Origin of the sequence: Enterococcus wangshanyuanii (assembly GCF_002197645.1) — a bacterium.
GTDB lineage: Bacteria > Bacillota > Bacilli > Lactobacillales > Enterococcaceae > Enterococcus_L > Enterococcus_L wangshanyuanii.
The window spans coordinates 97456-111797 of the sequence record NZ_CP021874.1 but is presented as its reverse complement, the minus strand read 5'-3'; the positions used below and the strand labels follow the sequence as shown (position 1 = coordinate 111797).

Annotated in this window: 15 protein-coding genes; 4 read left to right on the top strand and 11 right to left on the bottom strand. The window is 38.1% G+C overall.

Going from position 1 to position 14342, the window contains the following annotated elements:
- Nucleotides 1–114: 114 nt before the first annotated feature.
- Nucleotides 115–621 carry a QueT transporter family protein gene (locus tag CC204_RS00535; RefSeq protein WP_088268321.1) on the bottom strand — a complete coding sequence of 169 codons (507 nt, stop codon included), beginning with the start codon at nt 619–621 and terminating at the stop codon, nt 115–117.
- A gap of 221 nt (nt 622–842) precedes the next feature.
- On the opposite strand from CC204_RS00535, the gene CC204_RS00530 reads away from it, so the two are divergent.
- Nucleotides 843–1802, top strand: coding sequence for a diacylglycerol/lipid kinase family protein (locus CC204_RS00530; RefSeq protein ID WP_088268319.1), 960 nt, complete (start codon nt 843–845; stop codon nt 1800–1802).
- A 57-nt stretch (nt 1803–1859) separates the two neighbouring features.
- Here CC204_RS00530 and CC204_RS00525 read toward each other — a convergent pair whose 3' ends face one another.
- Nucleotides 1860–2975 (bottom strand): PLP-dependent transferase, encoded by a 1116-nt coding sequence (locus CC204_RS00525; RefSeq protein WP_088268317.1) that lies wholly within the window; start codon nt 2973–2975, stop codon nt 1860–1862.
- 200 nt (nt 2976–3175) lie between these two features.
- Between CC204_RS00525 and CC204_RS21445 the strand changes: the two genes are divergently transcribed.
- Complete coding sequence (locus tag CC204_RS21445; protein ID WP_227011208.1) at nt 3176–3403, top strand: VOC family protein; 228 nt, start codon at nt 3176–3178, stop codon at nt 3401–3403.
- A 383-nt stretch (nt 3404–3786) separates the two neighbouring features.
- Here the strand turns inward: CC204_RS21445 and recD2 are convergent, their stop codons facing one another.
- Nucleotides 3787–6366, bottom strand: a complete 2580-nt coding sequence (gene recD2 / locus CC204_RS00515) for an SF1B family DNA helicase RecD2 (protein WP_088268315.1) — start codon at nt 6364–6366, stop codon at nt 3787–3789.
- Between the two features lie 32 nt (nt 6367–6398).
- Nucleotides 6399–7025 (bottom strand): histidine phosphatase family protein, encoded by a 627-nt coding sequence (locus CC204_RS00510; RefSeq protein WP_088268313.1) that lies wholly within the window; start codon nt 7023–7025, stop codon nt 6399–6401.
- Nucleotides 7026–7177: 152 nt separating this feature from the next.
- On the opposite strand from CC204_RS00510, the gene gloA2 reads away from it, so the two are divergent.
- Nucleotides 7178–7558, top strand: a complete 381-nt coding sequence (gloA2, locus tag CC204_RS00505; RefSeq protein WP_088268311.1) for an SMU1112c/YaeR family gloxylase I-like metalloprotein — start codon at nt 7178–7180, stop codon at nt 7556–7558.
- Between the two features lie 94 nt (nt 7559–7652).
- Here the strand turns inward: gloA2 and trmL are convergent, their stop codons facing one another.
- Nucleotides 7653–8159, bottom strand: coding sequence for a tRNA (uridine(34)/cytosine(34)/5-carboxymethylaminomethyluridine(34)-2'-O)-methyltransferase TrmL (gene trmL / locus CC204_RS00500; protein WP_088268309.1), 507 nt, complete (start codon nt 8157–8159; stop codon nt 7653–7655).
- Nucleotides 8160–8400: 241 nt separating this feature from the next.
- Nucleotides 8401–9246, bottom strand: coding sequence for a methyltransferase domain-containing protein (locus CC204_RS00495; RefSeq protein ID WP_088268307.1), 846 nt, complete (start codon nt 9244–9246; stop codon nt 8401–8403).
- Nucleotides 9247–9385: 139 nt separating this feature from the next.
- On the opposite strand from CC204_RS00495, the gene CC204_RS00490 reads away from it, so the two are divergent.
- Nucleotides 9386–10018, top strand: a complete 633-nt coding sequence (locus CC204_RS00490) for a copper homeostasis protein CutC (RefSeq protein ID WP_088268305.1) — start codon at nt 9386–9388, stop codon at nt 10016–10018.
- Between the two features lie 119 nt (nt 10019–10137).
- On the opposite strand, the gene CC204_RS00485 is transcribed toward CC204_RS00490, so the two are convergent.
- From CC204_RS00485 to CC204_RS00465, 5 genes are all read right to left on the bottom strand, one after another.
- On the bottom strand, nt 10138–10386 hold the full coding sequence (locus tag CC204_RS00485; RefSeq protein ID WP_088268303.1) for a hypothetical protein: 249 nt from the start codon (nt 10384–10386) through the stop codon (nt 10138–10140).
- 97 nt (nt 10387–10483) lie between these two features.
- Nucleotides 10484–11122 carry a TetR/AcrR family transcriptional regulator gene (locus CC204_RS00480; protein WP_088268301.1) on the bottom strand — a complete coding sequence of 213 codons (639 nt, stop codon included), beginning with the start codon at nt 11120–11122 and terminating at the stop codon, nt 10484–10486.
- 134 nt (nt 11123–11256) lie between these two features.
- The gene (gene mgtE / locus CC204_RS00475) at nt 11257–12618 is read right to left on the bottom strand and encodes a magnesium transporter (RefSeq protein ID WP_088268299.1); all 1362 of its coding nucleotides are present in this window, start codon (nt 12616–12618) and stop codon (nt 11257–11259) included.
- A 19-nt stretch (nt 12619–12637) separates the two neighbouring features.
- Nucleotides 12638–13531, bottom strand: a complete 894-nt coding sequence (locus CC204_RS00470; protein WP_088268297.1) for an RluA family pseudouridine synthase — start codon at nt 13529–13531, stop codon at nt 12638–12640.
- A 6-nt stretch (nt 13532–13537) separates the two neighbouring features.
- Entirely contained in the window at nt 13538–14335 is a 798-nt protein-coding gene (locus CC204_RS00465; protein WP_088268295.1) for an NAD kinase, read from the bottom strand.
- Nucleotides 14336–14342: the final 7 nt, after the last annotated feature.

Below are 14342 nucleotides of genomic sequence, written 5' to 3'. Positions count from 1 at the left end.
AACAGGAACAGTAAAGTTTTTCAGAAAATAGATTAAAAAATTTATACGTAAAATGAAAAACTGGCTCAAAACATTTTCTGTTTCAAACCAGTCCAATATATACACTATTTTTCCTTACACTCTTTTTTCAAAATGAACCGATTTATTGATCCAGTACATGATCGGTGCAGCTACTGCCATCGTTGCAAATTCACTAAGCGCAAGTGTTGCATAGTTGCCCCAAAAAGCTGCTCCTCCTTCTGGTGCCAGCATATATGCGATGATGCACATCGTTGCTGTGAAAAAGACCGTATTCAATGCTAATCGAAGCATTACATTTGGCACTTTCTTATAGAGTAAAGCAGTTAATCCTAATGAAATAAACGATTGCATTCCGCCATATAGCGCATCGATCGCACCATAACCAAAAAAGAAATTATAAACAATTACTCCGCCCAAAACACCCCACATCAACTTGCGGTTGAAAACGACTAAGTGATTTAGACTTTCTGAGATTCTAAATTGGATCGGTCCTGACGAAACAGGTGCGACTAAAAGCGTCAAGGCAAGATAGAGTGCCATCACGATTCCATTCATGGTGATTCCTTTGACTCTACTGTTTGTTGTAACAGTTTTTTGCATAGTTTCCCCTTCTTTCTCCGAGTTTTTTTACAAGGGATGGTTGATGAACCTTGTCGAGAACTTTTCGTTCTCAAAAAATGATACTTAGGCATTATAGCTTATATTGGGCTCTTTCACAATGGAAAATCATAACTATTTTTTCTCGAATACTTTTCAAGCATTCCACATTCTTAATTTTTCCATTGTCTGTTATAATAAGAGTTTGAACAAGGAGGAAACACATGAAAAAGCATTTTTATCTTGTCATCAACGAACATGCAGGCAGCGGAACGGGGAAAAAGGCTGCTCAAAAAATCATTAATCAATTGCAAACAGTCGCAATCGATCATACAGTTTTTTATACAGAATATGCAGGTCACGAAGAAGTGATCGTCCAAGAATTGGTTGAACATACTCTGCTTCCTTGGTCAGATGATTTGGACATCGAAATATTTCCATTACTCGTCGTTTTAGGCGGCGATGGAACATTACATAGTGTGATGAATGCCTTGCAAAGGTTTGATCCAAAGATTCCTTTAGGGTATATTCCCTGCGGCTCTGGTAATGATTTTGCCCGCGGTGCTGGGATTTCTCGTCAAACCGAGAAAGCATTCGTTCAATTATTGAAGGCGGAACGACCACAAGAACTTCAAGTCATCACCTATAATGAATCGATCCAAGAAGAACTTGGGATCGCTGTCAATAATGTTGGTATTGGTTTAGATGCGGCCATCGTCAATGCGGCCAATGAATCAGCCTCAAAGCATACATTGAATAAATTCAATTTAGGGTCACTTTCTTATATTTTTTCTATATTGAAAGTCTTATTCACCCAAAAGGGCTTTCCAGTTCGTGTGGAAGTAAATGGTCAAGATCTGGAATTTGATCGTGCCTTTTTATGCACAGTAACAAACCATCCTTATTTTGGCGGCGGTGTTGCGATTGCACCTGTGGCTGATCCTCGAAAAAACGTTTTAGATTTTGTTTTGGTCGAGCGAGTAAATCTCTTTAAAATTTTTTGGTTGATTATTTTATTGATCCAAAAAAAGCACATGAAATCTAAGTATTTTCATCATTTTCAATCAAGTAAGTTAAGAATCGTTTCGACCGTTCCTCAGTATATTCATGCAGATGGTGAAATTTTGGGCAAACGAGGAACAGACTTTTCATTCGCTACAGAACCAAGATTATTTTGGTTTTAACAAAAAAGAAGAACATTAAACGAAAGTATGCATCCACTTTTGTTTAATGTTCTTCTTTTATTTTATCGCTTCAAAAGCCTGTCTTAAATCGTTGATCAAATCCTCACTTGCTTCGATACCAGTTGAAACCCGCAATAAATCCGGCGTAAGCCCATAAGATTCTCTTACATTCTGCGGAATATCTGCATGCGTTTGTGTTGTGGGATACGTAATTAAACTCTCAACACCACCCAAACTCTCAGCAAAAGTAAAAATCAATAATTGCTTTAAAAAGTCTTTGATCACCTGGTGGTCTTTTAATTTGAAACTCAGCATACCGCCACGTCCTGGATACATGACTTCCTTAACAAGAGGCTGCTGGATCAAGTAATCTGCAACTGCCTGTGCATTTTTTTCATGCCTTTCCATGCGTAAAGATAATGTCTTCAAGCCACGAATCAACAACCAACTGTCAAAAGGAGAGAGTACTGCTCCTGTTGTATTCAGCTGATACGCTAATAGATCACCTATTTCCTTCGAACGAGCGACCACTGCACCTGCCAAGAGATCATTATGACCGCCAAGATATTTTGTCGCACTATGAATAACGACATCCGCTCCTAAATCTAGCGGCTTTTGAATCAGCGGCGTATAAAATGTGTTATCCACGATGACTTGGGCTTTGTAACGCTTAGCAACAGCAGCAATTTTTTCAATAGATACCTCAGTCATCAATGGATTAGTCGGCGTTTCAATAAAGACTGCTGCTGTTTGAGCCGAAATTGCCTTTTCAAAACCTGCCTCATCTTCCACATAAACGAACTGATACATTCCCAGTTTTTCTATTTCTTTGAAATAACGATAGCTGCCCCCATATAAATCTCTTGAAGCAACAATTTGACTGCCTACAGGAAATTGACTAAAAACTAACTGAACTGCACTCATACCTGAACTCGTTGCCAAACCTACGGAACCATTTTCTAACACAGCTAAAGCATTTTCTACAACTTCTCTTGTTGGATTTTTCGTTCTCGTATAATCATAGCCCGTCGACTCACCCAAAGTTGGATGCTCATACGTCGTTGAAAAATAAATCGGCGTATTGATCGATCCTGTCATTGGATTTTGATGATTTCCGATTTGTGCTAAAAAGGTGTCCGTTTGAATGTTGTTTCTTTGCCTTTCATATCCCATTTGCTTCCCTCATTTCTACCAAAAATAAAGTTAAGTTTATCATTCTTTTATTACGATGTCCAATAATTATTACAAGTATATTTGCATCATTTATTTTTTACTATGTTTGATCAAGAAACCAATAACTATACTATCTATCTTTTTTGATTTACTATAGAAATACCTTGAGCAACTTGGATAGAAAAAGGAGGATGTTAAATATGGTAAAAGGAATTTTTGAAACGCATTTGAATGTAGCAAATTATCTGGAAAGTGCTAAATTTTATGAACAGCTTCCGGGAATAGAACCATTACATGTTGATCATCACAGAAAATCGGTCTTTTTTTGGGTTGGGGGAAAAGGCAGAGGAATGTTAGGGATCAGAGAAAACTATCCTTCTAGACAAATCCAAAGACAGCATTTTGCCTTTGAAGTAGAAGAAAATTAACTCTTCTCTATCAGAGAGGAGCTAGAAGCTAAAGGAATCCGGACAGAGAACTTTTACGGAGACGACTCAGGAGATCTATACGTTTTTACTTTTATGCCTGCGGTCTCTTTTTATGTAACAGACCCTAATGGTCATTCGATTGAATATCTTGTCATGTTGGACAAAAAAATAGATGTAGAAAAATACGGAGAGATCATTTCCTATAAGAAGTATTGTTCACTGATCTAGAATAGAATTATCCTATCTAAAAAATTTGAAGCATGTAATACTAGGAAATTTGTTGTTAGGATGATTTAGTTCCACTAACAAGATGTATTCCCTTTAAGTCTTTCAAATGAAATGCCCCTCAAAAATTAGATTTTTGAGGGGCATTTCATTTTTTATTATTTCATAAAATCATACGGCGTCGTATTTTTCATACCGATCATTGGATCGATCGATTGCTCTTGAACTAATGCTGGCGTTAACAGACGTTCGATTTCTAACGCCACCTGTTCCTCTATTTCCTCATCAGGCTGGGCAAATAGAGACAATTCTTCTACTTTTGGTTTCGTGGTGATCGGTTCTACTTTCTCTTCTACAACAGAGGCCTTTTTCTCTTTGACTTCTTCGTAGGCAACAGATTTATTTTCATGAGTGTCTGAAAATGGTGATTCCTCACTTAGTCCTTCTTCATAAGCTTCCAGCTGCATTCTGACAGTCAATGTCATATCATCAGCGCTTGTGATCCGTTCTTTCAACATCGTCAAACGACTCGCTGATTCATGTGTGACACAGGTCGAAAAAGCTTGAACTTCACCCAGCAAAATCAAAATTTCCTTACTCCGGGTGACAGCAGTATATAGCAGATTTCGTTGGAGCATTCGATGATATTGATGCACCATTGGTAAAATGACCATTTTAAATTCACTACCCTGTGCTTTATGAATCGAACAACAATACGACAGTGTAATCTTATTCCATTCATTTCGTTTGTAGCTCACTTCATTATTATCAAACTGAATCACTAATTCGTCTACTTTGTCTTCTGAATCTTTTGCCAAAATGATTCCAACGATCTCACCCATATCGCCATTAAACACATTTAATTCTGGAGTATTGACTAAATGCAGTACTTTATCACCAATTCGGTACACCGATTCATTCCATTTTACTTCTTTTTTTGAACCATCATTCGGATTGAATATTTCCTGCATCATTTTATTCAATGCGTCAATTCCTGCAGCGCCACGATACATCGGCGCTAACAATTGAATATCCTGCGGCGAAAAACCTTTAGCTTTTGCCTTGGTCACAATTTGCCGAACATAATTTTCAATATGATACACATCACTTGGGAAAAAGGAACGATCCTTTTGATTCACAGTAAAATCTTGCGGTAGTTTTCCTTGTTTGATTTCATGAGCTAAAGGGATGATACTTGAGCCATCTCCTTGACGATAGATTTCTGTCAGCTCCGTTTTAGGAATTTCATTGATCTGTAATAAGTCGTGCAAGACTTGACCTGGTCCAACAGAAGGCAGTTGATCTTTATCTCCTACAAAAATAACTTGCATATTCGTTGGGATCGCTTTGAACAACGTATTGGCTAACCAAGTATCGACCATCGACATTTCATCGATGATCAATAGCCCGCCTTCCAGCTCCTTAGCAGACATGCTGGGATTTTTTTCCCGACCAGTCAAGCCAAGCAAACGATGAATCGTACTTGCCGGCAGACCTGTCGTCTCGTTCATCCGTTTAGCCGCTCTTCCTGTAGGTGCTGCAAGTAAAATGGGAAACATATCCTGCGTGTAATCTTTGATATCTAAAGACAAGCCATTCAACTCCGCAAACAATGAAACGATCCCATTGATAACCGTTGTTTTCCCAGTCCCAGGTCCTCCAGTTAAAATAAATAAAGGAGATTTGATCGCTTCTTCGATAGCTGCCTGTTGAGAATCTCCATATGAGATCCCCAAACGTTTTTCGATCATCCGAATATTTTTTTCGACATCTTTCTTGTCGTACTTGATCGTTTTTTTGCGTGAAAGCAATCGTTGCACAGATGTCCCAATGCCCCATTCTGAAAAATAGAGACTATTTTCAAAAAGCTTTGTTCCTTCTTGCTGGATTTTACTTTCCTCTACTAAATGAATGATTTGTTCCGCAACTACATCCATCGAAATCTCGAATGGACGGCTGGATTCAAGTGTATTGATCGTTTCTTGCAATAATGTTTCAGCTTCAACATATGTGTTTCCAGAACGTACTGAATGTTGAAAAATCTCATGAGTGATCGCCGCTCGAATACGTTTTTCAGAATCGGCTTCGATCCCCAATTGTTCCGCGATCGTATCTGCACGTTTAAACCCAATTCCTTCAATATCTTCAACTAATTGATAGGGGTTTTCATGAATGATATCCAGCGTTTCTTCTTTATAGGTTTGATAAATTGAAAATGACAGCTGACTCCCGAAACCATAGCGATTCAAGCCTACGATCACTTGCTCCATCCCGTGATTCAACCGAATCGTTTCAATGATCGTCTGCCGTTTTTTTTCGTTCAACTGTGGAACTTCCTCTAGTACATCCGGTGTTGCAATGATTCGATCAATGGCATCTTCACCTAGTATCTCGACAATTTTTTCAGCGGTGCGTTTACCGATCCCCGGAAATTTTTCACTGGATAAATAATTGACGACACCATTTGCTGAAGTCGGTCGTTCCTGCTGATAGTTATCTACTTGAAATTGACGACCATATCTAGGATGATCGACAAAATGGCCAAAAAAGCGATAGATTTCTTCTTCTTGTATCTGACCAAAACTGCCAGTGGTCACAATTTCTTTTTCTAAATAATCGGTATTTGTATCCGTGATCTTCACTAATAATACTTTATAAAAGTTGCTGGGGTTTTGAAAAAAAATCGCTTGGACATGCCCTACAACGTATTCTTTTTCTTCTCCAAATAGTGTTTCCATCGGTTTGCCCCCGCTTTCTTTCAAAAATAATGTTATTGTAAAAAGGAATCATCGTTCCATAATTTCAAATGATAGCTTTGATCCTCAGAATCAGAAGTTTCTAAAATCGACAAACTATTATTTTTTAAACCGCCCATGCTACGTAAATCGGCTAACTCTTTGCCTGCTAGAGATTGGATCGCCGCAGTCATTGATGCCCCATGACCTACGAATAAATAAGGACCAACACCCGAATCAACTGCATTTTCGACAACAGATGAAATTCTTGAAATCGCCTGTTCGATCGGTTCTCCTTGAAAAACACTTGGATCATATTTATCTAATTGGTAACGCATGTGATCCATTTGTTCAGCGTACCTCTTTCGCATTTCAGCAATCAATTGACCTTCAAGCTGACCTAACCCCAGCTCTTTCAGCTCATCAGTATAGACGATCTCAACTGGAGAGGCTAATACTTCTTGAATTCCTTCAGCTGTTTTTCTGGCACGTAAAGATGTACTAGAAAAAATTTTTTCAAACGGCACATCTTTGATTTGCTGACCTAGTAATTTTATCTCTTCATAACTCGTTGGCAACAATGGCGAATCACCTGTCATACCTTGAAAACGTAATTCCTGATTCCATTCTGTTTTGCCATGCCGAGTAAAGTATAATTTCATTCTTTTGACTACTCCCTTGATCCTATAATATTGATTATCTTAACTAGTGTATCATTTTCATTATAAAAATTCCATTCACCTCTAAGGTTTTCTCTAGAAAAATAGCGTATAATGAGAGACGCACGATCAACCCATTTGAAGGAGGCATTCCCTTGTTTTTAACAACCATTCATCATATTGCGATCAACTGTTCAAATTATGAGCAGACGATCGAATTCTATGTAAACAAACTGGGTTTTCAGATCATTCGCGAAAACCATAGAGAAGATAAAAACGATATCAAGCTTGATTTAAAATTAGGCGTATATGAACTGGAGTTATTTATTTCTTCAGACTATCCAAAACGTCCCTCTTACCCAGAAGCATTAGGCTTAAGACACCTAGCGTTTAAAGTGACGAATATTGAAGAAGTTATCGCAGATTTGAAAAGCAAAGAGATCGACTGTGAACCCATTCGAACAGACACTTTTACTGGAGAAAAAATGACCTTTTTCTTTGATCCTGATGGCTTGCCATTAGAGCTTCATGAATAATCCAAGATGCGATAAAAATCGCTTAGGCTCGAACACCGTTTATTAAGAATTAGAGTCCGGAAAAAACTAGAAAATAGTTTTTTCCGGACTCATGTTAATCGATCTTATCATTCTCATAATGATGCTGTAATTCCAATTGAGGAAAATTTTGCTGCCGCAGTGCTTCATAAACGACTAATGCTACCGTATTGGACAAGTTTAATGAACGGACATGCTCATCATTCATCGGAATACGTAAACATTTTTCTGTATTCTCCCGCATAAATTCTTCAGGCAATCCTGTAGTTTCTTTCCCAAACATAAAATAATGATCTTTTTCATCTGTGTAATCCACTTCGCTATACGTCCGATTCGCAAATTTTGTGATCAAATGCAGCGGTTGTTCTCCTAAGTGATTCAAAAATGCAGCCAAATCTTTATGGTACATAATATTCACATCATTCCAATAATCTAATCCTGCACGTTTCAGGTGTTTGTCATCTGTTGAGAAACCTAACGGCTCGATGAGATGTAAAGGAGAGTTCGTTGCGGCACATGTCCGAGCAATATTTCCAGTATTTGCCGGAATTTGTGGTTCAAATAAGACAATATGGTTGGTCATAATTACAATTTCCTTTCAATTGAATGACATAAATTTTACTTTTTTTATTAATTATCGGCATAAAAAAAACGTACCGCCTCGGTGTCAATCACTGCGAGTCGTTACGTTAGTGAAGCTCTTCTCACTAACTTTTATCAGAACAGGAACCTGATAAAAACCAATGAAAAAACAACTTGTATGTAATATAACACCAATATTAGAGCTTTGCAATACCTTTTCGCAAATTAACTAAATGTAAGCGCTATTTCACCTTCCCTTTTAACATCCGGACGTCAATTGTAATTTCTTTTAGCGGGTCTTTTTTTAATTGTTCTTTGACTTGTTCTGATGCGCCCCATTCCAAAGGAGACATCTCTAATAGATCCAAACGATTTTCCTCCGGTATTTCAAATGTATACCGTATTCTTTCATTCACCAAAACATCCATTTCGTTAGTAAATTTTGCTAACACTTTTTCATTTGAATAAGTTTGTTTCCGTTCATCCTCTGGATAAAATGCAGCCCGTAATTCTTTCAGATAATCCGCTTCTGGTATCACCTTGACCAAGACTCCATCCTTTGTTAAGACTCGTTGAAATTCCTGGTAGTGTGACGGAGAAAAAATATTCAAGATCGTATCCATTGAATGATCTGCAAAGGGCAAGTTCGTTAAATCAGCAACACACCAAAAAGCATCAACGACTTGACTACTAGCTAAATAGATCCCCTCTTTAGAAATATCAAAGCCAAATTTCGACCCATGTACACCTAATCGACTAAGTTCCGATAAGAAACTACCTTCACCGCAGCCCACATCCAACACACTGGCAGTTGGCTCGATATGCTCACTGATTTCTTCCAATAACGGACGATACATTCCACTTTTGATCATACGTCCACGAGGTTCTAACATTTCTTTACTGTATTCTGTTTGAATACTATGAGAAAGAAAATAAATCGTTCCTTTTTTCGAAAGATCAAATCGATGCCCTATTTTACAGGTTAAGCTATATTCGTTTAACTGAACCTGTCCATGACAAACTGGACAAAGAAATTGTTGTTGATGTTCTTCTAAAAAGTTACGTGCTACCTCAATTTTTTTTAACATACACTTCTTCCTATTCTTTCAAAAAGTTCTACTACACTTTCATAAACTCTCGTTACTCATCTTACAACGAGAACAACACTTTGGCAACTCGCTGAACTATGGTACAATGCCTGTGAAGCAAAAATGAGGAGTGGAACCAATGATCAAAGAATTTTGTGCTGAGAATTTTACAAATATCCCAATGGCTATCCGAAACGGTGCTAACCGTATCGAATTATGCGATAATCTTGCTGTTGGCGGAACAACACCAAGTACAGGCGTGATTGAAGAAGTAATTGCTTATGCTGGTGAACATTCTGTTCCTGTGATGACAATCATCAGACCGCGCGGAGGGGATTTTGTCTATAATGATATCGAATTAAAGATCATGCATACAGACTTGATCGAAGCAAAAAAAATAGGCACTGACGGTGTCGTTTTAGGCTGTTTAACAGAGGATGGCTGGCTTGATGAGGATGCTTTGGAGCTGTTGATCGAAACTGCAGAAGGCTTACAAATAACCTTCCATATGGCTTTCGATGCCTTACCGAAAGAAAAACAATTCAAAGCTATCGATTGGCTAGCGGATCATGAGGTTCATCGAATCTTAACGCATGGCGGTCCTAGCGGAACACCAATTGAAGACAATTTTGCTCATTTAAAAGAATTGATCGCCTACGCAAATGATCGAATCATTATTCTCCCTGGCGGAGGTATTTCAGATAAAAATTTAGACACTGTTGTCAATGCGCTGCAAGTAAATGAAGCTCACGGAACAAAAATTGTAGGATGAACCAAAAAAAGATAAGACAAAAGCAGTTTATTTCTGAATACACTGCTTTTTTTCTATGATCATTCGAGATTAGAGACTGGAACAAACTGATTTTTAGGTTTGTTCCAGTCTCTTCTCTTTTACTCTTCATCACTCTTGATGTTACTAGCTTCCATACTCATCACAAGACTTCCTACCAGTCCTAGACCACCTAAAAAAAATAGTTCTTTTCTTTCAAAAATGATACCTGCACTTGCTATTAATCCACCAGCCACTAAATTTGTCAAGGCACTCTGATTCATTCTTCGCTTAGTCAATTCGGGGATTCGAATTTGACTGCCCACTTTTTTATTTAATTGGTTGATTTTTCTGTTTACTTCATTGATCATTCTTTTTCCTCCTTCATTTTTATCCTACTCTAAAAAATAAGTTCTCATACATACTATTAGTATGTATATATTAAAAATAAAAATGCTCCTGGCATCTTTATTCTTTAACTACTCTAAACATAGTAACGACATCTTGAATATATTCATCATCGATCAACGGAAAATTGACCCCTTCATATAGCTGTTTAAAAAAGTTCAATTTGTTTAAAAGTTCTTCTTCATCCATTTTATAAAAAGAAGGCGCTAACCACATATTCGTTGAAAGAACGATCAGCTCAGCGGTTTCTTGAGGATATTGAGTTGAGATAGAACCATCTTGAATCCCTTCTTCAATGACTCCTCGAAGGTAAGGGATCGTTTTTTTAAATGCTTCTATATACAACTCTCCAATCACCCTAGGATCTGTGATCAAAGATTTCGCCGAGAAGGCTAATTTTTGATGTTCCAAGGATCGTAGACTGATTCTATTGATTTGTTTGATTTTTTCAAACCCGCTGATTCCTTCTAGTGATTGAATTTGCTTATTGATATCGACAGTATATCGTTTTTCTAAGATCGTATTGAAGATCTCTTCTTTAGATTTAAAATGATGGTAAATTACCCCTTTAGTCAAGCCTCCCAAGTTATCAACAATATCTTGAACAGTGGTATGATCATATCCCTTTTCTATAAAAAGTTGTTCTGATACATCCAAAATTTTTTTCACTGTTTCTTCAGGATATTTATTCCGTGCCATTTATTCACTCCTATACATACCGTTAGTATGTATCTTACTGTATCCCAATTTTTTTGTCAAATCAATCAAAAAAACACACCCATTTTTGAGTATGTTTTAACTAATAAATCTTATATCAAATGATTGAATCTTCTTTAGACAAAATACTGCATGAACAAACTTGCTATATTAAAATAAATCAGTACACTAGTCAAATCACTCAAGGTCGTAATAAATGGACCGCTGGCAACTGCAGGATCGAAACCCAATTTATCCATCAGCATAGGAATCAAGCTTCCAGCTAAATTCGCAACAGTGATCGCACAAAGCATTGCCATGCCAATCACAAAGCCAAGTGGAAAATTATGCTGCCAAATGCCCACAACAACAAAAATTGAAACCCCAGTTACAGCACCTGTCACTAAACCAGTTAATACTTCACTGATGATCAAACGTGTAAAGCTATTATCTTTTTCATCTGAAACTGCAAGCCGCCTAACGGCAACCGCCAATGATTGCGTGCCAGCATTACCTGCCGTTCCTGTGATCAATGAAATGAATACAGCCAAAATACTTGCTTCACTAACTAATTCTTCATAATGGCTGATCAATGTTGCTGTAGACATTCCCAAAAATAATAGTGTAATCAACCATGGGAGACGTTTTGAGGCAGCTTTAAATGGATTTTCACTGACTTCTTCTACGTTGACCCCTGCCAAACCAGAGTAATCACTGGCAGCCTCATCATCGATAACGTCAATGATATCATCAACGGTAACGATCCCTAATAAATGATCATCATAATCTGTGACCGGCAGTGCCAGAAAGTCATAGTCACGAATCGTTTGTGCCACATCTTCTTGGTCGTCTCCCACATGAACCGAAATTACCCGCTCACTTAAAACATCAGAAATCATTGTATCATCATCATTCACGATCAAATCACGCAAAGAAATAACTCCGACTAAATGATTTTCCTGATCGACAACATACACATAATAGATAGTTTCCGCAACATCTGCTTGATTTTTCAACACATACATGGCTGAACGTACCGTTTGATTAGCCACGATCGAAACAAATTCAGTGGTCATGATCGCCCCAGCCGTGTCATCTTCATAATGAAGCAGCTCTTTGATCTCACCGGCATCTTCTGAACTCATTAAGCTCAGATATTTAGCCTTTTGGCTTTTATCCAGCTTATTCAATAAGTCGACCGCATTATCTGTATACATCTCTGATAACATTTCAGCTGCATAGCTTGGACGCATCTCAGCGATATAATCTTTCATGTTTTCATTATCTTCTTCGATCACATCAAACATATCCGCCAGCTCTTTTGGTGATAAGTAGCTATAGATTTGTTTGCGATCTGCTTCATCGATCGATTGATAAAATTGTCCTTGTTCATAAATGTGAAGTGCTAAAAACAATTCGCGAAACTCAGTCATTTCCTGTTTCTGCAGCGTCTCTAGCAGCAGCGAGAAATGCTCTTCCATTTCCTGTCCTTCATTCACATATACCGCTCCTTTCTAGCTATAGTTGTGCTGCAATTTTTTTCATATCGTCTGCTAAAGGAGACCTTAATTCCATATACTCTTTTGAAAAAGGATGAACGAAATTCAACTGACAACAATGCAGCGCCTGACGTTCAATTCCCTGATCCATATTACCGCCATACATCTCGTCCCCTAATAACGAACAACCGATCGATTCAAAGTGTACTCTGATTTGATGTGTTCTTCCAGTATGCAGCTGGATATTTACTAAGGCTTGTTTTTCCTGACGCTTTAACAACCAGTATTCTGTTTCTGCCTGTTGTCCTGTATCAACGACCATTCGCTTCAATATAGACGATAAATCTCTTCCTATTGGCTGGTCGATTTTCCCATGTTCAGCTAAAGACTCTACATGTCCGCCAACCAATGCCTGGTAGATTTTTACGACTTTTTTTTGCCGCAGCTCCTGATCCAGCATCGCATGAGCAAAACCATGCTTTGCAAATAACATCAAACCCGTAGTATCACGATCCAAACGAGTAACTACGTGAATCACCTGATTTTTATACCCCTGAGCTTTATAATACGCTTTAACACGATTAGCCATCGTACCATTCGGATGATACTGCGATGGAATAGACGCAACTCCTGCTGGCTTATCGACTACTAAATAGTGCTCATCTTCAAATAAAATTTCTAAAGGCTTATCATCAACCAGCAACGTCTCATGCTCCAGCTCATCCGGAATCGTCACTTTGACTCGATCGCCTAAGGACAGCTTAAATAAAACATTTTCGACTGAATCATTGACTTCGATCTTACCACCTTGAAACTTGATTTTAGCTAGAAGACCTCTAGATACTCCCTGCTCTTTTAAAAAATATTTTACTTGCTGCGGTTCTTCTTTATCTACAATCCAACTAAATTCCATTTTCCCTTAATCCTCACTAATAAATGCATCTTTCACTCGATGCCAAAAATGCATATGCCGATATGACGCAAAATGAATTCGTTCATCAGCAATACGATAATAAATCGATTTAATATCATCTTGATAAATATCCAACTGATCGACTGTAATCAAATAGTCATTACTTTCCTGCAGTTTGATCTCTACCCATTCGGTATGAGCGATCACGATCGGAGATCCTAGCGTTCGAAAGACGCGATTGTTCAATGAGGCGATCTCAGCTAATTGAAACGCATTGATGCTGGGATGTAGTACTGCTCCGCCGATACTCTTGTTATAAGCTGTTGAGCCCGTCGGTGTAGAAACGGACAAGCCATCCCCCCGAAAGCGTTCAAACAGCTCATCTTTAATAAATACATCCGCCACCATCGTCCGATTAGCACGCTTGATCGTTGACTCATTCAAAGCTAAAAAATGCTTGTCTGGCTTATTCCCATGGAAACTGATTTTTACATCTAATAATGGATAACTAATGCTTTTTTCCTGATGAACTAACAAGCTTTGCACTAATTCTTCAAGTTCATAGTCCCGCCAATCCGTATAAAATCCTAGATGTCCTGTATGGACACCTAAAAAACTAACCTCATCCAAGCGATGGTTGAAGCGGTGAAAGGCCGATAATAAAGTCCCGTCTCCACCTACAGAAATCACCAGTTCCGGCTGTTGTTCATCGATTTCAATGTTATTTTGCTTTAACAGCAAAAGCAGACGCCCTGTCACTTCTTTTGACAGATGCTCAGGATTATGAACAATTGCTACTTTCATCTGATGC